Source organism: Celeribacter ethanolicus, from assembly GCF_001550095.1.
GTDB lineage: Bacteria > Pseudomonadota > Alphaproteobacteria > Rhodobacterales > Rhodobacteraceae > Celeribacter > Celeribacter ethanolicus.
In genome coordinates this window covers 25,824-48,039 of the sequence record NZ_LRUC01000014.1, presented here as the reverse complement: position 1 = coordinate 48,039, position 22,216 = coordinate 25,824, and the positions used below count along the sequence as shown (strand labels likewise).

Here is a 22,216-nt window from a genome sequence, read left to right as displayed (position 1 = left end):
GACCCTGGCAACGGAACGGGAGAGGGGGCGGCGCGGGGCGAGCCCTGTGCCGGTTGTCATGCAGAGAACTGAAAGGATCATCGGCAAGCCCCGTTTCCCAAGATGCGGTGTCGGGCTGGCTGCCGCGCGGGCGCTTGCGTTGCGATGGGGCTATAATGCCTGAGTTAATCTGTCAAGTTATTTGGCGCAGTGAAGGCCATAAAAGAAAACGCGCCCGCCGGTGGTCCGGGGGCGCGTTTTCGATAGCTCTGATGCTATGCGATCAGGCGCGGGTCATCCGGCCATAGGCCACATCGGTGATGTCCGAGCGGTTCAGGCCGATGTCGGCGAGTTCGCGGTCGGACAGCGCTTCGAGCGCCTTGAGGGTCTTGGCGGCGTGGCGGTACGCGGCAAGCTTGCCGAACAGGCCAGCGCCGAACCCTTTGGTGCCGGAGGCGGAGCTCGGCGCGAGGGTGTGGGACAGGGTCGTCATGTTTGTCGGTCCTTGAGATAAAGTTTTCAAACCGCATCAAAAATGTGCAGCATTTATTCTCGTGCGCATATATGTCGGGCGATTTGTGAAAACAAATGCCCAAATGGCAGTCCCGTCATGCGTTCGAGGCATGGCTCCCGAGAAAGGCCTCACGCGGGCGGGGGCTTGCGGTTTGCCCGCGTGAGGCCTTGGTCTATAGAGGGCAGGGTAAAAGGAGATCCCCGATGAGCACAGCAACTCCGGCCACGCGCTTTCTCGACAAGGCAGGGATTGCCTATGATCTGTTCGAATACGACTATGGCGGGGGCGATGGGCCCATCGGGTTGCAGGCAGCGGAGGCGATCGGCTGGCAGGCGGCGCGGGTGTTCAAGACGCTGATGCTCGAGGTCGACGGCAAACCGGCCTGCGCGGTGATCCCCTCGGATCGGTCGCTGTCGATGAAGAAGGTCGCTGCGGCGCTCAAGGGCAAATCGGCGAAGATGATGGAGCCGGTGAAGGCCGAACGGCTGACCGGGTTTCATACCGGCGGTATCAGCCCTTTCGGCCAGAAAAAGCGCGTGCCGGTGGTGTTCGATGCGACGGTGATTTCAGTCGAGGCCCCGGTGGTGATGAACGGCGGTAAGCGCGGGCTGATGGTCTGTCTTGCGCCCGAGCCGGGGATTGCGGCGCTGGCGGCGGCGGTGGCGGAGGTCAGCGTCGTCTGACGGGGGCCGGAGAGACGCGGATGTCGCGACATTTTTGCGAAACGCGACAAAACGTTCGAAAAGCCGTTAACAGAGCGATTCGCCTGTGCTAGCCTGTGCGTAATAAAAAGAATTTGGCAGGCTATACAGGCAATGAGAACGGGCTATTCCGGCACGTTTGTCATCGCGTGGACGCAAGGGGAGCTCGACGGGCTGTCCAATGCGCCGCTGACCGCATTGAACGTGGGCGCTTCCTGGCGCTGGACGGGCGAGGCGGTCTGTGTCGACGGTGCGCGCGATGTCTATGTGCTCGACGGGGCAATCGGGCGGGCGGAGCTGCACCTGCGTGCGGCTCAATCCGTGCGCCGACTGATCGGGGCCGCTGTGGCGGATGTCCCGATCTATCAGGACAAGGAGGCGCGCGGGCGTCTGTTCGATGGCGGATTCGACGTCACCGACGGGCTCAAGCGCTATGAGATCACCCTGATCGACACGCCGCATCTCGGCGCGCCGCTTCTGATGTTCGTGGGGGAAGTGCCGCCATCGGATACCGATCTTTGGGTGGTCTCGACCCATGTTGCGAGCGCGCGCGATGCCGAGGAAAGCCGCCCCGGTGGCGTGATTTGCTTTACCTCCGGGACGAAAGTTTTGACGCCGCAAGGGCCGCGCGCGGTCGAGGCCCTGCGCGAGGGCGATGCGGTGCAGACCAAGGACAACGGCGTGCAGAAGCTGCGCTGGATCGGGCAGCGCCATATGTCCGGCGCGCGTCTCTATGCCCTGCCGCAACTGCGCCCGATCCGGTTCCGGGCCGATGCCCTCGGTATGGGGCAACCGGATGAGGATCTCATTGTGTCGCCGAACCACCGGATGCTGTTGCGCGGACCAGCCGCGCGGGATCTGTTCAATGCCGACGAAGTGCTGGTGGCGGCGCGCGATCTGGTCAACGACCGCTCGATCACTGTGGAGCGGCACCTGCGCGCGGTGGAGTATATCCATCTGTTGTTCGACGCCCATGAGGTGATCTTTGCCAACGGGCTGGAGACCGAAAGCTACCATCCGGGCTTCACCGATCTCGCGATGGTCGAAGAAGAGCAGCGCGCCCGTCTCCTGGAGCGTTTCCCGCATCTCGCGGATCAGCCGGGCGATTACGGCCCGGCGGCGCGCCGGACCCTGTCGGCGGCGGAAGCGGCGATCCTCTTGCACAATGTGGCCTGAAATCGCGCTGTGACGCTTGACACCGGGGCGCGCGGCTATATAAGCCCGCCATCCGGTGTGCAGCGATGTGCGCCGGGTTATTCATTGGTGTTGGTGGCCCTCGCAAGAGGAACCCTGTCAACCCGGGGTGCGGCTCAGACCGTCCGGGGAGAGGACAACGCCCTTTACATAACGGCACAAGGCGATCCGCCTTCCTGTCCCGTGGCTTGGGCGAAACGCGATTTCAGCCCGAAAAGTGGGAACCGGTTTTCGGATCAAGCTGAAATGCCATCCTAAAGGAGATCAGCCGTGACCAAACGCACGTCTGCCAAGTACAAAATCGACCGCCGCATGGGCGAAAACATCTGGGGCCGTCCGAAGTCCCCGGTCAACCGTCGTGAATACGGCCCGGGCCAGCACGGTCAGCGCCGCAAAGGCAAACTGTCCGACTTCGGTCTGCAGCTCCGCGCCAAACAGAAGCTGAAAGGCTACTACGGCGACCTGACCGAGAAACAATTCCGCCGCATCTTCGCCGACGCCGAGCGTCAGCGTGGCGACACCGGTGAGCTTCTCATCGGCCTGCTCGAGCGCCGTCTCGACGCCGTCGTCTACCGTGCGAAATTCGTGCCGACCATCTTTGCTGCCCGTCAGTTCGTGAACCACGGCCACGTGCTCGTGAACGGTGAGCGCGTAAACATCCCCTCCTACCGCGTGAAAGAGGGTGACGTGATCGAGGTCCGTGCGAAATCCAAACAGCTCGCCACCGTGCTCGAAGCTGTGGCTCTGACCGAGCGTGACGTTCCGGATTACCTCGACGTCGACCACAACAAAATGACCGCGACCTTCGTGCGCACCCCGGGCCTCTCCGATGTGCCCTACGCTGTGCAGATGGAACCGAACCTCGTCATCGAATTCTACGCTCAGAACTGATCTGAGCCGAAGATCGAAGATTTTCGAAAGGCCGTCCCTCGGGGCGGCCTTTTACTTTGGCGTGCCAGGGTCATGAAAACCCGGCCTGATCCGAATCCCCTTTCGTGCTATTCTGAGACGGGTATTTCAGGAGGCTGTGATATGGCGGCGCGTGATATTTCGTTTGGGTCTTTCAATCTCTACAATCTGCAATCGCCGGGCGTGGCGATGTATTCCGGGTCGCGCTGGACCGAGGAACAATACGAGGCGAAGATTTTCTACACCGGAGCGGTGTTGAAACGGATCGCCGCCGATGTCGTCGGGTTTCAGGAACTCTGGGCCGGGGAGGCGCTCCGTGAGGCGATGCAGATGGCGGGGCTGGATGCGACACATCGGGCGCTGGTGCCGCCCGGTCATCCGGGCAATCGTATCGTCTGCGCCGGGATGGTGCGCATGGATCTCCTTGTTGATGAGCCGGAATGGATCGTCGATTTCCCCGAGGACATGGTGCTGGCCTCCGGCGGTGACGACCCGCAGCAGGACCGCATCGCCGTGGCGCTCACGACGTTTTCGCGGCCCGTCCTGCATTTTACGGTACAGCCGCATCCGGACACGCCGGTGATCCATGTCTTTGTTGCGCATTTCAAATCCCGTCGCCCGACGGAGCTTTGGCGCGAGGAGTGGTACGAGGCGGATCTGCACAAGGATCACCTCAACGCGCTGGGCTATGCCGTGTCGACCATCCGGCGCACGGCGGAGGCGACGGCGCTCAGGATGATCATCACCAATCTCACCAAGGGCACGAACACGCCCGTGGTGGTGATCGGCGACATGAATGACGGCAAGCTGTCGAACACGCTCAACATCCTCACGGAGCAGCCGCAATACCTGACGGGTCTGTCGGAAGGCGGTGGCGACAATGCGCTTTATACCGCGCAGACGCTTCAGGAATATCGCTCGACACGGGATGTCTATTACACCCATGTCTTCAAGAAGGAACGTGAGAGCCTCGATCACATCCTGTTTTCGCAGGAGTTCTACGATCACTCGAAGCGGCGGCTCTGGGCCTTCGACGAAATGACGGTGGACAACGACCACCTCAACATCGAGGACCACAAGGCCACGGGCACCAACGATCACGGCATCCTACGTGCGGGGTTCCGGTGGAAACCGGCGGCGGGCGCGGTCGCCTAGGCCTGTGATCGCGTGGAAACCGAAGCGCGCGCGCAACAACTGCGTCTGTGCTGCTCATGCCGCTGGCAAAGTCCGGCACGCGGCGCTAAGAGGAGCGGGTAAATTCTAAGCGAGTGGACCCATGACCCGTTTGATCGAACCGCAACCCGGCATCCTCGACATCGCTCTGTATCAGAGCGGGGCGAGCCATGTGCAGGGCGTCGAAAATGTGATCAAGCTGTCGTCGAACGAAAACCCGTTCGGCGCGCCGGAAAGCGCGAAGGCAGCCTTTGCCAAGGCGGTTCACACCCTCCATCGTTATCCGAACACCGACCACAGCAGTCTGCGCAAGGCGATCGGCGATGTGCACGGGCTCGACCCGGAGCGCATCATCTGTGGTGTCGGCTCGGACGAGATCATCCACTTCCTCTGCCAGGCCTACGCCGGTGTGGGCGATGAGGTGATCTACACCGAGCACGGCTTTTCCATGTATAAAATCTCCGCGCGTGCCGCAGGGGCGACGCCGGTCTGCGTGCCCGAGCGCGAGCGCGTTGTGGATGTGGACGCCATTCTCGAAGCCTGCACCGAGCGCACGAGGCTTGTGTTCATCGCCAACCCGGCGAACCCGACAGGTACGATGATCGGCCAGCGCGACATCGCGCATCTCGCTGCCAACCTGCCGCCGCAGGTGCTTCTGGTGCTCGATGGTGCCTATGCCGAGTTCGTCGAGGGCTTCGACGGGGGGGCGGCACTGGTCGAGGCGCGCGACAATGTGGTGATGACGCGGACCTTTTCCAAGATCTACGGTCTGGGCGGGGTGCGTGTCGGCTGGGGCTACGGTCCCAAGGACATCATCGACGTGCTGAACCGTGTGCGCGGGCCGTTCAACCTCTCGGAGGCGCAACTGGCCGCGGCCGAAGCCGCCGTCAAAGACCGCGACTGGGTGGAAAAATGCCGCGAGGACAACACCCGGCTGCGGGCCTGGCTTGCCGAGGCGCTGATGGAGCTGGGCATTCCGTCCGACACCTCCTGTGCGAACTTTGTCCTGGCACGGTTCACCGATCAGGCGGAGGCGGAGGCCTGTGACGAGTTCCTGAAATCTCAGGGCATCATCGTGCGTCGGGTCGGAGGCTATGGTCTTCCGAACTGCCTGCGGATCACCGTTGGCGACGAGGCCTCTTGCCGCCGTGTTGCCCATGTGATCGGTCAGTTCAAAGGGGAACAGGCCGGTGTCTGAAACTGTGTCTGAAGCTGCGTCCGGGGTGATCTACAACCGTGTCGCACTGATCGGGCTGGGCCTGATCGCGGGCTCGATGTCCTTGGCGATGCGTCGCGCGGGCGTGGCGGGCGAGATCACGGGCTATGCCCGTTCTCAGGCCACGCGTGACACGGCGCGCGAGATCGGCCTAGTGGACCGGGTTTGCGACACCGCGACCGAGGCGGTGAAAGACGCCGATCTGATCGTGCTCGCCGTGCCTGTCGGCGCGATGGGGCCGGTGATGGCGGAGATCGCCCCGGCGCTGAAACCCGGCGCGGTGGTGACCGATGTCGGCTCGGTGAAGAAATCCGTGCTGGACGCCGTCATGCCGCATATCCCCGAGGGTGCTCATTTCATCGGCACCCACCCGATGGCGGGGACGGAGCATTCCGGGCCCCGGTCTGGTTTTGCCGAGCTGTTCGACAACCGTTGGTGCCTGATCGTGCCGCCCGAGGGCGCGGATGAGGGCGAGGTCAAGAAGCTCGAGGATTTCTGGTCCGCCCTTGGCGCCAACATCGAGCGGATGGACCCGGAGCACCATGACATTGTCTGTGCCGTGGTGTCCCATGTGCCGCACCTGATCGCCTATACGATGGTGGGTGTCGCCGACGATCTTCGCCGGGTGACCGATCAGGAGGTGATCAAATTCTCCGCCGCAGGGTTCCGGGATTTCACCCGCATCGCGGCCTCCGACCCGACCATGTGGCGCGACGTGTTCCTGACCAACAAGGAGGCGGCGCTGGAAATTCTCGGGCGTTTTACCGAAGAGCTTTTTGCCCTGCAACGGGCGATCCGCACCGGCGATGGCGACACGCTGCATGACTATTTCACCCGCACCCGCGCCATCCGTCGCGGCATCATCGAGGCGGGGCAGGACACGGACGCGCCGGATTTCGGACGCGGAAAAAAAGGCGGCTGAGTACGACCTCAGTTGGCGGAAAAGCGACGGCTCCCTTTTGGGGAGCCGTTTCATTTCGGGAATATGATTTGCCTCATTGAGGTGCGGCACTCAGGTTCATGCGAGAGGGGCGGAACCTCAGCGGATGACAATGCGCGGTGCAGGCCCCAGAGGGATGAACCCGAGCGTGATCATCCCATCTTTCAGGTTCAGCTCCGCGTCAATCGTATCCTTGCGCCCCGACAGCCCGGCCAACATCTCGCCGCCGCGGAGCGCCAGATTGCTCATGTTCTCCGGGATCGCGCCGGTGGCAATCGCCAGCTCGATCATCTCGCGCCAGTTCTCCGCCTTCACAGCCACCTTGCCGACGGGATAGCCGCGCTTGTCGACGTCGAAGGCACCGGTGAGCTTGAGTTTCAGCTCTCCCCAATGGGCCGAGAAATTCTCGACGTCGATATGGGTCGGCTGCGGGCGCGGACCTTCGAGGGCGTGAATGTCCCAGGGGGTGTCGAAAGTTGCGGTCATTTTGAGATCGAGTTCCTCGAAGCGGTCCGACAAAAGCCCCTTGGGGTCCAGATCTTCGACCAGACCACCTGTGGGTGCGAAACCTTGGGCATTCAGAGTGATGTCATGGGTCAACGCGTCGTCGGCGCGCCGTTGAGAGGCCACCTGCGCACTGTCGAGCGTCAGGCCCCAGGTCGCGGTCGACAGGAGTTTCAACCCGTCGATCGCCACGGAGGCATGATCGAGCGTCAGGTTCGGGCCGGGATCGACGAACAATTGCGCCTCCGCCGAATCCTGGGTGAGGTCGAGGCGCTGATAGGGGGAGGCCAGCGTCAGTTCCGGCGCCATATGGAGGGTAAACCGGGTTGGGCGGAAGCTTTGGCTGAGGATCTCGATCTTCGGTGTCGAAAGCGCCACCCCTGTGCGTGGATCGGCCAGACGCGGCTCCATGATCGCGGTGTCGAAGCGGGCCGGGAAGCCGCGGGTCTTGACCTCGACGGTTTCGGCTTGCCAACCCTCACTGGCGCGGGCGTCGATCCAGGCAGCAATCGCATGTTCCGTGCCGCGCGCGCCGATGATCCAGTAGCCGGAATAAAGGATGAACACGGCCAGCACGAGCCAGATCATTTTACGCATCTTGGGGTCCCGTCTTTTCTTTCCCGGATGGCCCGTGTTTAACGGGGGGAGGCGGAGCTGAAAAGAGGAGAGAGGGCGATGTCCTCCTATGATGCGGCGGATCACGCGCTTGTGCATGTGGACCTGCGCGAAGGGTTTTGGGTCTTTGGCTATGGCTCCCTGATGTGGAATCCGGGATTTGCGTTCGTCGAGCGCGTTCCTGCGGTTCTAACTGGCTATGCGCGGTCTTTCTGCATGTGGTCTATCCACCATCGCGGCTCGCCCGAGGTTCCGGGGCTGGTTTTGGCGCTCGATGCGGAGGCGGGGGGCTCCTGTCACGGGCTGGCGTTTCGCATTGGGCCGGAAGTGGCCGAACAGGCGCTGGATGCGTTGCGGGAACGCGAGTTGGTGTCTTCGGCCTATCTCGAACACGAGGTGGTGTTGACCCTGTCAGATGGGCGCGATGTTCCGGCGCTGGCCTATGTGGTCGACCCGGCACATGTGCAATACACCGGGCCTTTGAGCCTTGAGCGACAGGCCGAGGTGATCGCCGGGGCCTGTGGCGGGCGGGGGCCGAATTGCGACTATCTTTTCTCGACGGCGGAGCATCTGGCCCAGCTCGGGATGGAAGATCTTGAGCTGACAGAGCTTTCCGAGATGGTCCGGCATCGGCTTAAAACGTAAGGAAACGTCCGGACACGAAATCGCGTGTTGGCAGAGGGCTTTAGAGCCCCTATCGTGAGCACGAACCGTCAAGGGGTCAGGACGTCGATGGACCAACCCGATCACACGCGAAAGCGTCAGGCCGAGCTGAAATTCTTTTCCCAACCCGTGCGCCAGATCACGCTGATGATCGTCGTGCTCGGGCTGGTCGTGGCCGGATCGGTCATGGCTCTGCCGCGGGTTGGACCGGTGTTCTTCGCCAATCTCTATCTCAACGGCTTCATCGCCGTGGTGTTCATCATCGGCATCCTGTCGTGTTTCTGGCAGGTGGCGCAATTGGTTGCCTCGGTCAACTGGATCGAGCGTTTCACCGGCCAGCGTCCGAATGTGCCGGGCAAGGCGGCGCCGCGGCTTCTTGCGCCTCTGGCGGCACTTCTGCGCGGGCGCGGCGCGCATTCGCAAATCTCGGCAAGCTCCTCGCGCTCCATCCTCGATTCGGTCGCGACCCGTATCGACGAGGCGCGCGACATCACGCGCTACATTGCCAACCTGCTGATTTTCCTCGGGCTTCTCGGGACGTTTTATGGCCTCGCCACCACCGTTCCGGCGCTCGTCGACACCATCCGCTCGCTGTCGCCCTCTGAGGGAGAAGGCGCGAGCGATGTTTTGGGCCAGCTCATGGGCGGTCTCGAAAGCCAGTTGGGCGGTATGGGGACGGCCTTTGCCTCTTCGCTTCTGGGGCTTGCGGGGTCGCTGGTTGTCGGTATGCTCGAACTGTTCGCGACCCATGGTCAGAACCGGTTCTACCGCGAGTTGGAAGAGTGGATGTCCACCATCACCCGCATCGGCTTTGCCTCGGATGTGGGCGAGGGCGAGATGTCGGGGGCGATCGCGGTGCTCGATTACATGAGCGAGCAGATGCAACAGTTGCAGGAGATGTTCACCCGCTCCGACGCCGCCCGTGTCGCGGTCGACAACCGTCTGGAACAACTGGTTTCCTCAATGGACCGGCTGGTGTTGCAAATGGATGCGGACACCGGCGCGGCGCCTCTGCTCGGACGGATCGCCGAGGGGCAGGAGCGGTTGATCGGGGTGATGGAGAGCCGGTTCGCGACAGAGGAAGAGCCGTTCGACGCCGAGGCCCGGATGCGGTTACGCTCGATTGACGTGCAACTTCTGCGCATTCTCGAGGAACTCTCGGCGGGGCGTCAGGAAAGCGTCTCCGAACTGCGCTCCGAACTGGCCGAGCTGACCCGCGTACTGCGTGGATTGGGCGAATAACCCATGGCCGTTCTGCGCCTCTCCTCCCATCGCATGTCCGGCTCGATCTGGCCGGGGTTTGTCGATGCGATGACGGCGCTTTTGCTGGTGCTGATGTTCGTTCTGACCATCTTTATGGTGGTGCAATCCATGCTGCGCGACCAGATTTCCGGGCAGGAGCACGAGCTTGATGCCCTGACCGGCGAATTGAACGCGCTGGCCACCGCGCTTGGGCTGGAACAACAGAAGAGTCTCGGGCTTGAGACCCAGATCGGCACGTTGCAGGCGACGCTGTCGGATGTGCAGGCCCGGGCCAAGGCACAGGCCGCGACCATCGAGGGGCTACAGGGCGAGAATGCCGCGCTGACCGGACGGATCGCCTCGTTCGAAGCGCAGGTGGCGAGCCTCATGGCCGAGCGCGATGCGGCACTGACCGAGGGCGCGCAACTGGCGGCGCAGATCGAGGATCTGGAGGCGGCGAAGGCGCAGTTGATCACGGATCAGGAGGCCGCGCAGCTTGCGCTGGCGAAAGCGCGCGACGAGATCGACGCGGCGACGGAAGAGGCGCGTTTGGCGGCGGCGCGGCGCGAGGCGCTGGACGCTTTGGTGGCGCAGTTGAAGACGGAGACGAACGAACGTCAGGCGGCTTTGGTGGCGGCGCAGGAACAGCTTTCTCAATCGGAGAAAGACCGGCTGGCGGATGCGGCGGCGTTGAAGGCTTTGCAGGATCGGATGGCCGGATCGGACGATGAGCTGACCGCGATGACGCTGGCCTTGGAAGAGGCGCGCAAGCAGGCCGAGGAAACTTTGACGCTTCTGGCGGCGGCGCGCACGGCGCGGGACAAGTTGCAGGCCGAACTCGACAGCGATGTGTCGGATCGCGACAAACAGGCGGCGCTTTTGGCGACCGCACAGGCAGCTCTGATCGACGAAGAGGCGAAATCGGCGGAAGGCGAACGCAAGCTGGCGCTTCTGAATGCGCAGGTGGCACAGATGCGAGAGCAATTGTCGGCGCTGCAATCGACGCTGGATGTGCGCACGGCGGCAGATACGGAGAACGAGGTTCAGATCGACAGCCTGACGCAACGGCTCAACGCCGCTCTGGCGCAGGTCGCCGCCGAAGAACGGGCGCGGGCCGCTTTGGAAGAGGCGGAGCGCAAACGGTTGGAGGAGGAGGCGAAAAGCCTTCAGAGCTATCGTTCGGAGTTTTTCGGGCGGATGCGGCAAATTCTTGGCGATCGTGAAGGGGTGAAAATCGTCGGGGACCGGTTCGTGTTCTCCTCCGAGATTCTGTTCGAACCGGCCTCTGCCGAGCTGGGGCCTCTGGGCAAGACGCAGATCGCGCGGGTGGCACGCATCCTGTCCGAGGTGGCGGCGGAGATCCCGCCGGAGATCGACTGGGTCATTCGCGTCGATGGGCACACCGACAAGACGCCGCTGTCGGGGACCGGAGAATATCGCGACAACTGGGAGCTGTCTCAGGCGCGCGCGCTCGCCGTGGTGCGCTACATGGTCAACGATCTGGGCTTTGATCCGTCACGTCTCGTCGCGGCGGGCTTCGGGGAATATCAGCCGATTGCGGTGGGGGACAGCCCCGAGGCTTTGGCGCAGAACCGTCGGATCGAGTTGAAACTCACCGAGAAGTAAGCCTTATTTATCAATGCGAAAGCGTTCTTCCAGCCGGTCGATCTCTGCGCCCTTGCGGATCAGTTGCACCGTGGCGGTATAGCCGCCTATGGGCCACGCGCCCGGGGATTTGCGCCCGACGGCGCGGAACATGCGGGCCTGATCCTTGTCGAGAAGGGCGTCGTGGCTGATCACCTCGCCCTCGGGGCCAAAGATGCTCATCCGAAGAATATCGCCTTTCAAAGTGCCATAGCCGAAGCCGAAAACCACAAGCGCGGGGCTGTCGGAACCGAGCGGGACATTACCCGCCGTTCCCGCCTTGACGCTCTCGTAATCCGGCACCTTGGTGTCGAGGCCAAGTGTCAGCAGGCCGCCCGCGTGATAGACCATGTCGCGGTCCCAGAGCGTGCCGTTCAACATGGCCTCTTCGCCGCAGGATATCAGCCCGGTGGGGTTGAACGGATCGATGATCTTTCCGTTGTGGCGCAGGGCGAGGTGAACATGAGGGAATTCGGTCATGCCGGAGAGGCCGACCTGCCCCAGAACGGTGGAAGCCCCGACACGCTGACCTTGCTGAACCGCGATGGTGCCGTTCATCATGTGGCAATATTGCGTGCTCCAGCCGTCGCCATGGTCGATCACCACACCATTGCCGCATTCCTTGCCGGTGACGTCGGGCGCCCCCTCGCTGCCTTGGGGAACATCCTCCATGCCGTCGCGAATGGCCTTCACCGTGCCGGGGGCGGAGGCGAGGACATCGACGCCCTGCCACATGTCGAGGGTGACGGGGAGGGCGAAATCCGTGCCCTTGTGACCGTCGTAACTCAGCGTGCCGCAGGTGAAATCGGCGGCACCGGGGCCGGGATCGGCATCGACGTAATTCTGGATGTAACAGGACTGGCCCAACACACAGTCGATGGGCGGGGCGAGCACCGGGTCACGGGCGAGGGCCGGGGTGGCGAGGAGAGGGGCAAGAACCAGGGGGGCAATCAGGGCACGCATGACAGACATCGGTTGGGGATCGTTCGGGGCACCGTTGCGTGAAGAAAAAGCCCCGTCAAGGGACGGGGCTTTTCAAAGGCTTATTCCGCGGTCAGCAGAGGCGGTTTCTTCGAACGCCCGATGCGCGGGGCGCCGGGTTCCTCGATGATCAGGTCAATGTTGCCATCCTTGACGCCGATCTTGACCACGCCACCCTTCGCGAGCTTGCCGAACAGAAGTTCTTCGGCCAACGGTTTCTTGATATATTCTTGGATGACGCGGCCCAGCGGACGTGCGCCCATCTTGTCGTCATAGCCTTTGTCGGCGAGCCATTCGGCGGCCGGGCGGGTCAGTTCGATGTGCACGTTGCGGTCCATGAGCTGGGCCTCGAGTTGCAGCACGAATTTCTCGACGACCTGCAGGATGACCTCTTTCGGCAGCGGACCGAAGGAGACCACCGCATCCAGACGGTTGCGAAACTCCGGCGTGAACGTTCGCTCGATGGCGGCGGTGTCTTCGCCCTCGCGACGGTCGCGACCAAAACCGATGGCCTCTTTCGCCTGCTCGGTCGCCCCGGCGTTGGAGGTCATGATCAGGATCACGTTGCGGAAATCGACGGTGCGGCCGTTGTGATCGGTCAGTTTGCCGTTGTCCATTACCTGCAACAGGATGTTGTAGACATCCGGGTGCGCCTTTTCGATTTCGTCGAGCAGGAGCACGCAATGCGGGTGCTGGTCCACGCTGTCGGTCAAAAGACCGCCCTGATCGAAACCGACATAGCCCGGAGGCGCGCCGATCAGACGGGAGACGGCATGTTTCTCCATGTATTCCGACATGTCGAAGCGCAGAAGCTCCACGCCCAGAGTGTCGGCGAGCTGTTTTGCGACTTCGGTTTTCCCCACGCCGGTCGGACCCGCGAAGAGATAGTTGCCGATCGGTTTCTCCGGCTCGCGCAGACCGGCGCGGGCCAGTTTGATCGCGGAGGCCAGGGTTTCGATGGCCTTGTCCTGACCGAAGACCACACGTTTGAGCGTCGCTTCGAGATCCTTGAGCACCTCGGCGTCGTCTTTGGAGACGTTCTTCGGCGGGATGCGGGCGATCTTGGCCACCACCGCTTCGATCTCTTTCGGGGAGATCGTTTTGCGGCGCTTGCTTTCGGCCACGAGATGTTGCGCGGCCCCGGCCTCGTCGATCACGTCGATCGCCTTGTCGGGCAGTTTGCGGTCGTGGATGTAGCGCGCGGACAGTTCCACGGCGGTCTTGATCGCATCATGGGTGTAGCGGATGTCGTGATGCTCCTCGAAATAGGGCTTGAGACCCTGAAGGATTTTCACGGCATCGTCCACAGACGGCTCGTTGACGTCGATTTTCTGGAACCGACGGGACAGGGCGCGGTCCTTCTCGAAATGCTGGCGGAACTCCTTGTAGGTCGTCGAGCCCATGCAGCGCAGTTTGCCGCCTTGCAAAGCCGGTTTCAGCAGGTTGGACGCATCCATCGCGCCGCCGGATGTGGCACCGGCGCCGATCACGGTGTGAATCTCGTCGATGAAGAGAATCGCGTCCGGGTGATCTTCGAGCTCTTTGACCACGGCTTTCAGGCGCTCCTCGAAATCGCCGCGATACCGGGTTCCGGCCAGAAGCGCGCCCATGTCGAGCGAGTAGATCGTGGAATGGGCCAGAACCTCCGGGGTTTCGCCATCGACGATTTTCTTGGCGAGACCTTCGGCAATGGCGGTTTTGCCCACGCCCGGATCGCCCACCAGAAGCGGGTTGTTCTTACGGCGACGGCAGAGCACCTGAATGCAGCGTTCGACCTCTTCGGCGCGACCGATCAGCGGATCGACATCGCCTTTCATGGATTTCTTGTTCAGATCGACGCAGTATTTCGCCAGCGCCGATTCCTTGTCCTCGCTCGCGGGCTGGGCCTGTTGCGTCTGGGCCTCTTCCTCATTCTGGTCGGCGCCGGTGATCGGGCGCTGTTCGCCAAAGGCCGGGTCTTTGGCCACACCATGGGCGATGAAATTCACCGCGTCATAGCGCGTCATGTCCTGTTCTTGCAGGAAATAGGCGGCGTTGGATTCGCGTTCGGCAAAGATCGCGACGAGCACGTTTGCCCCGGTCACTTCGGTGCGACCAGAGGATTGGACATGGATCGCGGCACGCTGGATCACGCGCTGGAAAGAGGCGGTCGGGACCGCTTCGGACCCTTCGACATCGGTGACGAGCGTCGAAAGATCGTCTTCGATATAATCCAGAAGGGTTTTCCGAAGCTCCTCGAGATCGACGTTGCAGGCCTGCATGACGCGGGCCGCGTCGGGTTCGTCGATCAGCGCCAGCAGTAGGTGTTCCAGGGTGGCGAGTTCGTGGCGGCGGGCATTGGCCAGCGCCAGAGCTGCGTGGATGGCTTGCTCAAGGGTGTTCGAAAATGACGGCACGTCGTTCTGTGCTCCTTCGCATTCGGGGTCTGGAGGGGGACTGGCCCCGCACCCTACCGTGGCCTCATACTCTTAAAGTTCGATTGATACGTCCGAGCTTCAAGGAAAAAAGTGGTTAACGCCGGTAAATTTTTCGGAGGCGCCAAGTTTTGTGCGGTTTGGGCCGAATGTTCCCCTCATTCGTTAAAAACCATCTATGATGACTTGACAGGAAAACAAGGGGGCAGGCCGGGTGTCAGAAGCGGTCCTTGCGCGCGCGGATCTCTGTGAACACCGCGACATCGGAGGCCTCTGCCATGCCGAGCGCCTGTTTCACCGGGGTAAGGCCCGCACGCAGGAACGGATTGGTCGCCAGTTCCAGCGACAGCGCGGAGGGTACGGTGGCCTCTCCTTTGGCGCGTGCCTCTTCGATGGCTTTGGCACGATTTTGCAGCGCGGTGTTGTCGGGCTCGACGGTGCGCGCGAAACGGGCGTTCGAGGCGGTATATTCATGACCCGAGTAGACCATGGTGTCCCCGGGCAGGGCGGCGAAGCGCGAGAGCGTCCCCCACATCTGCTCCGGCGTGCCCTCGAACAATCGGCCACAGCCCAGAGCCATCAGACTGTCGGCGGAGAACAGCGCCTTCGCGTCGGGGATGTAATAGGCGATATGGCCGACGGTGTGACCATCCGCGCCCAGGATCTGGACCTCATGCCCCGCGAAGTCAAAACTCTGCCCCGGCTCGATCACACGGGTGAGCGGCGGCAGGCGATGCTGATCGGCTTTCGCACCGGTGAGGGTGGCCCCCGTGGCCTCGAACACGCCCGCGGCGCCATCTATGTGGTCCCAATGGTGATGGGTGAGCCAGATCTCGTCGAGGGTCCAGCCGCGCTCGGACAAGGCATCGAGAATCGGGGCGGGATCGGCGGCATCGACCAGCGCCGTGCGCCCGCTCACCGGATCGTGGACGAGGAAATCGTAATTGTCGGAGAGGGCCGCGACGGTGACGATCTCGAGGGCGGATTTCGGCGTAATCTCTGGCATGGCATTCTCCGGTGTCTTGCGGTTATGGTAACCGTGAAGCCCAGCATTCTGGGAAGTCCAAGGGAATGCAATGCATCTCGACGTCGTTGAGCTGAGAAATTTCTATTACCGCACCGGGCTCGGCCGCGCCGCGCAGCGGGCGATCCGCGATCAGGTCGTGGAGTTCTGGCCCAATGCCGAACGCCAGACCGTGGCGGGGTTTGGCTTTGCCGTGCCGCTGTTGCGCCCGTTTCTCGACGATGCCCGCCGCGTCGTGGGGCTGATGCCGGATCAGCAGGGCGTGATGCACTGGCCTGCGGGCCTGCCGAATGTTTCGGCGCTGTGTCCTGAGACGCGCTGGCCGATCCAGACCGGGTTCGTGGACAAGCTCGTGGTGATGCACGGGCTTGAGATGTCGGATGCACCGGATGCTCTGCTTGAGGAATGCTGGCGGGTGCTGGGACCGGGGGGCAAGGTGCTCTTCGTGGTGCCGAACCGGGGCGGGCTCTGGTCGCGGTCTGACAGTACGCCATTCGGTTATGGGCGGCCCTACAGCATGGGACAGCTCGAAATTCAGCTCCGGCGCGCGCGGTTCGTGCCGGAACGCCATGCGGCTGTGCTGTTCCAGCCGCCGTCGCACAAACGGTTCTGGAAACGCTGGGGGCCGCTTTGGGAGCGGATCGGTCGGCAGATGCCGACGGCGCTTGCCGGTGGGGTTCTTGTGGTCGAAGCCTCGAAACAGGTTTACGCCCAGACCGGGTCGGGCACGCCCGAGGCGGTGCGGCGCAAGGCAGGGGTGCTCGAAGGGCTCCGCCCGGTGCCTGAGGCGAAGCCGGTGTGACGCCCGCAGCAAAGAACGGAAACGGCACCATATTGCCGTGAATTCCGCCCGTCGGTTACGGATTTTCGAGGCTGTCGGGCAACCGTCCCAAGGCGGCGAAAATGGGGCGCGGAGAGGGGAATCGCACGAATCCGTGAAGGCCTTCCGTATCCTGTGTGAAATTTTTTTGCGCCCCGGCGGTGGTTTCCGCCTAAGCCGCTGAAATCCAAACAAAGCAAGTTTGCCAGTGTTGGCGCTAAACTGTCGTAACAAGGTTGCGGCATGGTCTGGGCTCTGCTACATCCACGCTGATTTTGTTGCCTGCGTGTGCTGCGCGGGTCAATCAAGCTGCTCATTCCCGACACGAGATCCCGCAAGGGGCGACCGGGGACGGGCCCTAAGACATCGGAAGGGTGGACGTGTCCGAACCAGCTTCGATCTCCGGCGGCATCGCCGTCCGTTACGCAACGGCCGTTTTTGAACTGGCCAAGGAAAGCAATGCCATCGCGGCGCTCGAGGGGGACGTGGCGACGCTGTCTTCCGCGCTCGCCGAGAGCGACGATCTCAAGGCTTTGATCACTTCGCCGGTCTATACCCGCGAAGAGCTTGAAGCCGCGATCAAGGCGATTGCCGCAAAGGCCGGTCTCTCCGGCATCGTCACCGGCACGCTCGGGCTGATGGCGCAAAACCGCCGTCTGTTCGTCCTGCCGCAGCTCGTCGCCAAGCTTGGCGATCTGCTGGCCGAGGCGCGCGGCGAAGTGACCGCCGAGGTGACTTCCGCCAAGGCGTTGACCAAGACGCAGACCACCAAACTTGCCAAGACCCTCTCCGAGAAATTTGGCAAGACCGTGAACATCAATGCGACCGTGGATGAAGCCATCATCGGCGGTCTTGTCGTTAAGGTGGGCTCGAAGATGATCGACACCTCGATCGCCTCCAAGCTCAACTCCCTCCAGAATGCAATGAAAGAGGTCGGATAATGGGAATCCAGGCAGCTGAAATTTCTGCGATCCTTAAGGAGCAGATTAAAAACTTCGGCCAGGAGGCCGAAGTCGCTGAAGTGGGCCGCGTGCTCTCCGTCGGTGACGGGATCGCACGTGTGTACGGCCTCGACAACGTCCAGGCCGGTGAAATGGTCGAGTTCCCGGGCGGGATCATGGGCATGGCGCTCAACCTCGAGGCCGACAACGTCGGTGTCGTGATCTTCGGCTCCGACCGTGACATCAAGGAAGGCGACACCGTCAAGCGCACCAAGTCCATCGTGGACGTGCCCGCCGGCGACGCGCTTCTCGGCCGCGTGGTCGACGGTCTCGGCAACCCGATCGACGGCAAAGGCGCCATCGCCGCTTCCGAGCGTCGCATCGCCGACGTCAAGGCGCCGGGCATCATCCCGCGTAAATCCGTGCACGAACCGATGGCCACCGGCCTCAAATCCGTCGACGCCATGATCCCGATCGGTCGTGGCCAGCGTGAGCTGATCATCGGTGACCGTCAGACCGGTAAAACCGCCGTGGCGCTCGACGCGATCCTGAACCAGAAGTCCTACAACGAGGCGGCTGGCGACGACGAGAGCAAGAAACTCTACTGCATCTACGTCGCTGTCGGTCAGAAGCGTTCCACCGTGGCTCAGCTCGTCAAGAAGCTCGAGGAAACCGGTGCGATCGAATACACCACCATCGTGGCTGCCACCGCGTCCGACCCGGCGCCGATGCAGTACCTCGCGCCCTACACCGCGACCGCGATGGCCGAGTACTTCCGCGACAATGGCCGTCACGCCCTGATCATCTACGATGACCTGTCGAAACAAGCCGTGTCCTACCGTCAGATGTCCCTGCTGCTTCGCCGTCCGCCGGGGCGTGAAGCTTACCCGGGTGACGTGTTCTACCTCCACTCGCGCCTGCTGGAACGTTCCGCGAAGCTGAACGAAGATTTCGGCGCTGGCTCGCTGACGGCTCTGCCGATCATCGAAACCCAGGGCGGTGACGTGTCCGCGTTCATTCCGACCAACGTGATCTCCATCACCGACGGTCAGATCTTCCTCGAAACCGAACTGTTCTACCAGGGTATCCGCCCGGCTGTGAACACCGGTCTCTCCGTGTCCCGCGTGGGCTCCTCGGCTCAGACCAAAGCCATGTCCTCCGTGGCTGGCCCGGTGAAACTGTCGCTTGCTCAGTACCGTGAGATGGCCGCCTTCGCTCAGTTCGGCTCCGATCTGGACGCCGCAACTCAGAAACTTCTGAACCGTGGTGCGCGTCTGACCGAGCTGATGAAACAGCCACAATACGCGCCGCTGACCAACGCCGAAATCGTCTGCGTCATCTTCGCGGGCACCAACGGCTACCTGGACAGCATCCCGGTGTCGGAAGTGGGCAAATACGAAGCCAAACTTCTCGAATTCCTGCGCAACCAGAAGAAAGACGTGCTCGACTGGATCACCGTTGAGGATCCGAAGATCAAAGGCGAGCCGGCCGACAAACTCAAAGCGGTTCTGGACGAATTCGCCAAAACCTACGCTTAATCCTGAAGGACGCTTAGATGCCCAGCCTCAAGGATCTCAAAAACAGGATCTCGTCGGTCAAATCGACCCGCAAGATCACCAAGGCCATGCAGATGGTGGCCGCCGCGAAACTGCGGCGGGCACAGGATGCGGCCGAGGCCTCGCGCCCCTATGCAGAGCGGTTCAACGCTGTGCTGGGTGCGCTGTCGGCATCGGTCGGTGGCTCCGATACCGCGCCCCGGCTTCTCGCCGGGACCGGCAAGGACGATGTGCAGATGCTCGTCGTCATGACGTCCGAGAAGGGTCTGTGCGGCGGCTTCAACACGAATATCGTGAAGCTGGCGCGCACCCGCATCAAGGAGCTTCTGGCGGCTGGCAAGACGGTGAAAATTCTCACCGTCGGCAAGAAAGGCCGTGAGCAGCTCAAGCGGGATTATGCGGACCTGTTCGTCGGTCACGTGGACCTCACCGAGGTCAAGAAAGTCGGCTACGTCAACGCACAGGAGATCGCAAAGGATCTTCTGGCGAAATTCGACGCGGGCGAGTTCGACGTGGCGACGATCTTCTACGCGAAGTTCGAGAACGTCGTGACGCAGGTTCCGACCGCCCAGCAGATCATCCCGGCGGCTTACGAAGTCGAAGAGGGTGCGGTGAGCGCGCTCTACGATTACGAGCCCTCCGAGGAAGGCATCCTTGCCGATCTTCTGCCGCGCGGTGTGGCCACGCAGATCTTCTCGGCTCTGCTCGAGAATGCCGCCTCCGAACAGGGCGCTCGGATGTCCGCCATGGACAACGCGACGCGCAACGCGGGCGACATGATCGACAAGCTGACGATCGAGTACAACCGTTCGCGTCAGGCCGTGATCACCAACGAGCTGATCGAAATCATTTCGGGCGCTGAAGCGCTCTAGATGGGTGGAGTAGGGATTGTCTGTCGTACCGCGATATTTTGAGCCTGAAATGGACCATGAGTACACGTTCTCCGTGTGCTCGTTGGTGCGTGACATGGCGCGGTACGACAACCTCCTGACGTCCTTCGCAGAGTTTGGGTTCACCACTGAGAACTCGGAGTTTCTGGTTGCCGACAACCGGGCGCGCAACGAGTTCGACGGCTACAACTGGCACAAGCGGCTGTATGGCGAATGTCGTGGCAAGTATATCATCTACTGCCATGAGGACATCGTCCTCATCGACCACGGTTTCGATCGTCTCGTCGAGGCGCTCGAAGAGCTGGAACAGCATGACCCGCGTTGGCTGGTCGCAGGTGTCGCGGGCTGTGCGTGGCGGCAGGACAACGGGCAATCCCGTCACCAGATCCTGCGCATCACGGACAAATACGGCAAGGACCGTCGGCATGGCGAGATGCCGGGGCGCGTCGAGTCGCTGGACGAATGTTTCATCGTCACGAAGCGCGAGAGCCCGGTGTTCTCGTCCTACGATCTGTCCGGGTTCCATTACTACGGGGCGGACCTCTGTTCGATGGCGGAGCTTGCCGGTGGAAGCGCGTATGCGATTGATTTCCACCTGCGGCACGACGGCAATGCCGCACGTGGGAAGTCGTTTCGGCAATGCAGGAAAGCGTTCCTCGGGAAGTACTCGAAAATCTACCCCGGGCGTAAGCTGTTCTGTACAACCGGAGAGGTGCAAATCCCTGGCGGCTGGTATGATATAACTTAGCTCTCAAGTCTCACGTGCGGCGCGTGACCGTGCCGTAATCAATCACAGGTGCCACAAAGCTATCGCTGGCAATTTGGAAAGAAACAAAGGAACACACAATGGTTCAACTTGGATCGAAAGGCAAGATCACTCAGGTGATTGGCGCCGTTGTCGACGTGCAGTTCGAAGACGCGCTTCCTGAAATTCTCAACGCGCTTGAGACCGACAACAATGGCAACCGTCTGATCCTCGAAGTGGCTCAGCACCTCGGCGAGAACACCGTGCGTACCATCGCCATGGACGCGACCGAAGGTCTCGTGCGCGGTCAGCTCGTGACCGACACCGGTGGCCCGATCACCATTCCGGTCGGCAATGCGACCCTTGGTCGTATCCTCAACGTCGTCGGCGAGCCGGTCGATGAAAAAGGTCCGGTCGAAGCCACCGAACGCCGTCCGATCCACGCCGAAGCTCCGGAATTCTCCGAGCAGGCGACCGACACCGAGATCCTCGTCACCGGCATCAAGGTGATCGACCTTCTCGCGCCTTACTCCAAAGGCGGTAAGATCGGTCTCTTCGGCGGTGCCGGCGTGGGCAAAACCGTTCTCATCATGGAACTGATCAACAACATCGCGAAAGTGCACTCGGGCTTCTCCGTGTTCGCCGGTGTTGGCGAGCGGACCCGTGAAGGCAACGACCTTTACCACGAGATGATCGAATCCAACGTGATCAAGCCGGACAACCTCTCCGAGTCGCAAGTGGCTCTGGTTTACGGTCAGATGAACGAGCCTCCGGGGGCCCGTGCCCGCGTCGCTCTGACCGGTCTGACGCTGGCTGAGCAGTTCCGTGACCAGTCCGGCACCGACGTTCTGTTCTTTGTGGACAACATCTTCCGCTTCACGCAGGCCGGTTCCGAGGTGTCCGCACTTCTCGGCCGTATCCCCTCCGCTGTGGGCTACCAGCCGACGCTGGCCACCGACATGGGTGCGATGCAGGAACGCATCACCTCCACCAAGAACGGCTCGATCACCTCGATCCAGGCTGTGTACGTGCCCGCCGACGACCTTACCGACCCGGCACCGGCCACGACCTTTGCCCACTTGGACGCAACCACCGTTCTCAACCGTGCGATCTCCGAGCTCGGGATCTACCCGGCTGTGGACCCGCTGGACTCCTCGTCCCGGATCCTCGACCCGCAGATCGTCGGCGAAGAACACTACCAGGTGGCCCGTGACGTGCAGGGTATCCTCCAGCGCTACAAGTCGCTGCAGGACATCATCGCCATCCTCGGCATGGACGAACTGTCGGAAGAAGATAAGCTGACCGTGGCCCGCGCCCGGAAAATCCAGCGTTTCCTTTCCCAGCCGTTCGACGTGGCGAAAGTATTTACCGGCTCCGACGGTGTGCAGGTTCCGCTCGAAGACACGATCTCGTCCTTCAAGGCGGTTGTGGCCGGCGAGTACGACCACCTGCCGGAAGCGGCCTTCTACATGGTTGGCGGCATCAACGAAGTGCTGGCACGCGCCGAAAAACTCGCTGCGGAAGCCGCTTAACAGTAACCCGGAAGGAGGC

Annotated in this window: 20 protein-coding genes; 15 read left to right on the top strand and 5 right to left on the bottom strand. The window is 62.2% G+C overall.

Annotation, left to right across the window (positions count from 1 at the left end; all coding sequences use genetic code 11):
* Positions 1 to 262: 262 nt before the first annotated feature.
* Positions 263 to 472 carry a DUF1127 domain-containing protein gene (locus tag NH195_RS07585; protein ID WP_066705178.1) on the bottom strand — a complete coding sequence of 70 codons (210 nt, stop codon included), beginning with the start codon at positions 470 to 472 and terminating at the stop codon, positions 263 to 265.
* A 224-nt stretch (positions 473 to 696) separates the two neighbouring features.
* Between NH195_RS07585 and NH195_RS07580 the strand changes: the two genes are divergently transcribed.
* The 6 genes from NH195_RS07580 (at position 697) to NH195_RS07555 (ending at position 6,608) form a co-directional block, all read left to right on the top strand.
* Positions 697 to 1,176: an aminoacyl-tRNA deacylase gene (locus NH195_RS07580; RefSeq protein WP_066705176.1), complete on the top strand. Its 480-nt coding sequence runs from the start codon at positions 697 to 699 to the stop codon at positions 1,174 to 1,176.
* A 132-nt stretch (positions 1,177 to 1,308) separates the two neighbouring features.
* Complete coding sequence (locus tag NH195_RS07575; protein WP_066705174.1) at positions 1,309 to 2,370, top strand: Hint domain-containing protein; 1,062 nt, start codon at positions 1,309 to 1,311, stop codon at positions 2,368 to 2,370.
* 288 nt (positions 2,371 to 2,658) lie between these two features.
* Positions 2,659 to 3,279: a 30S ribosomal protein S4 gene (gene rpsD, locus NH195_RS07570; protein WP_066705172.1), complete on the top strand. Its 621-nt coding sequence runs from the start codon at positions 2,659 to 2,661 to the stop codon at positions 3,277 to 3,279.
* 141 nt (positions 3,280 to 3,420) lie between these two features.
* The gene (locus NH195_RS07565; RefSeq protein ID WP_066705170.1) at positions 3,421 to 4,452 is read left to right on the top strand and encodes an endonuclease/exonuclease/phosphatase family protein; all 1,032 of its coding nucleotides are present in this window, start codon (positions 3,421 to 3,423) and stop codon (positions 4,450 to 4,452) included.
* Positions 4,453 to 4,573: 121 nt separating this feature from the next.
* Complete coding sequence (hisC, locus tag NH195_RS07560) at positions 4,574 to 5,668, top strand: histidinol-phosphate transaminase (RefSeq protein ID WP_066705169.1); 1,095 nt, start codon at positions 4,574 to 4,576, stop codon at positions 5,666 to 5,668.
* A complete protein-coding gene (locus tag NH195_RS07555) occupies positions 5,661 to 6,608 on the top strand; it encodes a prephenate/arogenate dehydrogenase family protein (protein ID WP_274377271.1) in 948 nt (315 codons plus the stop codon). The genes hisC and NH195_RS07555 overlap by 8 nt, the downstream gene beginning before the upstream one ends.
* 117 nt (positions 6,609 to 6,725) lie before the next feature.
* On the opposite strand, the gene NH195_RS07550 is transcribed toward NH195_RS07555, so the two are convergent.
* On the bottom strand, positions 6,726 to 7,727 hold the full coding sequence (locus NH195_RS07550) for a DUF2125 domain-containing protein (RefSeq protein WP_066705168.1): 1,002 nt from the start codon (positions 7,725 to 7,727) through the stop codon (positions 6,726 to 6,728).
* A 78-nt stretch (positions 7,728 to 7,805) separates the two neighbouring features.
* On the opposite strand from NH195_RS07550, the gene NH195_RS07545 reads away from it, so the two are divergent.
* From NH195_RS07545 to NH195_RS07535, 3 genes are all read left to right on the top strand, one after another.
* Entirely contained in the window at positions 7,806 to 8,390 is a 585-nt protein-coding gene (locus tag NH195_RS07545) for a gamma-glutamylcyclotransferase (protein ID WP_066705165.1), read from the top strand.
* A gap of 87 nt (positions 8,391 to 8,477) precedes the next feature.
* Positions 8,478 to 9,650, top strand: a complete 1,173-nt coding sequence (locus tag NH195_RS07540; protein WP_066705163.1) for a biopolymer transporter ExbB — start codon at positions 8,478 to 8,480, stop codon at positions 9,648 to 9,650.
* 3 nt (positions 9,651 to 9,653) lie between these two features.
* Positions 9,654 to 11,276, top strand: a complete 1,623-nt coding sequence (locus NH195_RS07535) for a peptidoglycan -binding protein (protein ID WP_066705161.1) — start codon at positions 9,654 to 9,656, stop codon at positions 11,274 to 11,276.
* 3 nt (positions 11,277 to 11,279) lie between these two features.
* Here the strand turns inward: NH195_RS07535 and NH195_RS07530 are convergent, their stop codons facing one another.
* The 3 genes from NH195_RS07530 to gloB form a co-directional block, all read right to left on the bottom strand.
* Entirely contained in the window at positions 11,280 to 12,257 is a 978-nt protein-coding gene (locus NH195_RS07530; RefSeq protein ID WP_066705280.1) for a M23 family metallopeptidase, read from the bottom strand.
* An 80-nt stretch (positions 12,258 to 12,337) separates the two neighbouring features.
* Entirely contained in the window at positions 12,338 to 14,671 is a 2,334-nt protein-coding gene (gene clpA, locus NH195_RS07525; protein ID WP_066705159.1) for an ATP-dependent Clp protease ATP-binding subunit ClpA, read from the bottom strand.
* 235 nt (positions 14,672 to 14,906) lie between these two features.
* Positions 14,907 to 15,695 carry a hydroxyacylglutathione hydrolase gene (gene gloB / locus NH195_RS07520; protein ID WP_066705157.1) on the bottom strand — a complete coding sequence of 263 codons (789 nt, stop codon included), beginning with the start codon at positions 15,693 to 15,695 and terminating at the stop codon, positions 14,907 to 14,909.
* A 70-nt stretch (positions 15,696 to 15,765) separates the two neighbouring features.
* Here gloB and NH195_RS07515 point away from each other — a divergent pair, with 70 nt between their 5' ends.
* The 6 genes from NH195_RS07515 (at position 15,766) to atpD (ending at position 22,197) form a co-directional block, all read left to right on the top strand.
* The gene (locus NH195_RS07515; RefSeq protein ID WP_066705155.1) at positions 15,766 to 16,515 is read left to right on the top strand and encodes a class I SAM-dependent methyltransferase; all 750 of its coding nucleotides are present in this window, start codon (positions 15,766 to 15,768) and stop codon (positions 16,513 to 16,515) included.
* A 398-nt stretch (positions 16,516 to 16,913) separates the two neighbouring features.
* Positions 16,914 to 17,474: a F0F1 ATP synthase subunit delta gene (locus tag NH195_RS07510; protein WP_066705153.1), complete on the top strand. Its 561-nt coding sequence runs from the start codon at positions 16,914 to 16,916 to the stop codon at positions 17,472 to 17,474.
* The gene (gene atpA / locus NH195_RS07505) at positions 17,474 to 19,012 is read left to right on the top strand and encodes a F0F1 ATP synthase subunit alpha (protein WP_066705151.1); all 1,539 of its coding nucleotides are present in this window, start codon (positions 17,474 to 17,476) and stop codon (positions 19,010 to 19,012) included. The genes NH195_RS07510 and atpA overlap by 1 nt, the downstream gene beginning before the upstream one ends.
* 17 nt (positions 19,013 to 19,029) lie before the next feature.
* Positions 19,030 to 19,902, top strand: coding sequence for a F0F1 ATP synthase subunit gamma (locus tag NH195_RS07500; RefSeq protein ID WP_066705149.1), 873 nt, complete (start codon positions 19,030 to 19,032; stop codon positions 19,900 to 19,902).
* A 49-nt stretch (positions 19,903 to 19,951) separates the two neighbouring features.
* The gene (locus NH195_RS07495; protein ID WP_066705147.1) at positions 19,952 to 20,668 is read left to right on the top strand and encodes a hypothetical protein; all 717 of its coding nucleotides are present in this window, start codon (positions 19,952 to 19,954) and stop codon (positions 20,666 to 20,668) included.
* A gap of 98 nt (positions 20,669 to 20,766) precedes the next feature.
* Complete coding sequence (atpD, locus tag NH195_RS07490; protein ID WP_066705145.1) at positions 20,767 to 22,197, top strand: F0F1 ATP synthase subunit beta; 1,431 nt, start codon at positions 20,767 to 20,769, stop codon at positions 22,195 to 22,197.
* Positions 22,198 to 22,216: the final 19 nt, after the last annotated feature.

What these genes read in the sequence shown, in the direction of transcription:
- NH195_RS07585 (WP_066705178.1), bottom strand. Translation starts at nt 472, where the DNA reads ATGACGACCCTGTCCCACACCCTCGCGCCGAGCTCCGCCTCCGGCACC.
- NH195_RS07580 (WP_066705176.1), top strand. Translation starts at nt 697, where the DNA reads ATGAGCACAGCAACTCCGGCCACGCGCTTTCTCGACAAGGCAGGGATT.
- NH195_RS07575 (WP_066705174.1), top strand. Translation starts at nt 1,309, where the DNA reads ATGAGAACGGGCTATTCCGGCACGTTTGTCATCGCGTGGACGCAAGGG.
- NH195_RS07565 (WP_066705170.1), top strand. Translation starts at nt 3,421, where the DNA reads ATGGCGGCGCGTGATATTTCGTTTGGGTCTTTCAATCTCTACAATCTG.
- hisC (WP_066705169.1), top strand. Translation starts at nt 4,574, where the DNA reads ATGACCCGTTTGATCGAACCGCAACCCGGCATCCTCGACATCGCTCTG.
- NH195_RS07550 (WP_066705168.1), bottom strand. Translation starts at nt 7,727, where the DNA reads ATGCGTAAAATGATCTGGCTCGTGCTGGCCGTGTTCATCCTTTATTCC.
- NH195_RS07545 (WP_066705165.1), top strand. Translation starts at nt 7,806, where the DNA reads ATGTCCTCCTATGATGCGGCGGATCACGCGCTTGTGCATGTGGACCTG.
- NH195_RS07540 (WP_066705163.1), top strand. Translation starts at nt 8,478, where the DNA reads ATGGACCAACCCGATCACACGCGAAAGCGTCAGGCCGAGCTGAAATTC.
- NH195_RS07535 (WP_066705161.1), top strand. Translation starts at nt 9,654, where the DNA reads ATGGCCGTTCTGCGCCTCTCCTCCCATCGCATGTCCGGCTCGATCTGG.
- NH195_RS07530 (WP_066705280.1), bottom strand. Translation starts at nt 12,257, where the DNA reads ATGCGTGCCCTGATTGCCCCCCTGGTTCTTGCCCCTCTCCTCGCCACC.
- gloB (WP_066705157.1), bottom strand. Translation starts at nt 15,695, where the DNA reads ATGCCAGAGATTACGCCGAAATCCGCCCTCGAGATCGTCACCGTCGCG.
- NH195_RS07515 (WP_066705155.1), top strand. Translation starts at nt 15,766, where the DNA reads ATGCATCTCGACGTCGTTGAGCTGAGAAATTTCTATTACCGCACCGGG.
- atpA (WP_066705151.1), top strand. Translation starts at nt 17,474, where the DNA reads ATGGGAATCCAGGCAGCTGAAATTTCTGCGATCCTTAAGGAGCAGATT.
- NH195_RS07500 (WP_066705149.1), top strand. Translation starts at nt 19,030, where the DNA reads ATGCCCAGCCTCAAGGATCTCAAAAACAGGATCTCGTCGGTCAAATCG.
- NH195_RS07495 (WP_066705147.1), top strand. Translation starts at nt 19,952, where the DNA reads ATGGACCATGAGTACACGTTCTCCGTGTGCTCGTTGGTGCGTGACATG.
- atpD (WP_066705145.1), top strand. Translation starts at nt 20,767, where the DNA reads ATGGTTCAACTTGGATCGAAAGGCAAGATCACTCAGGTGATTGGCGCC.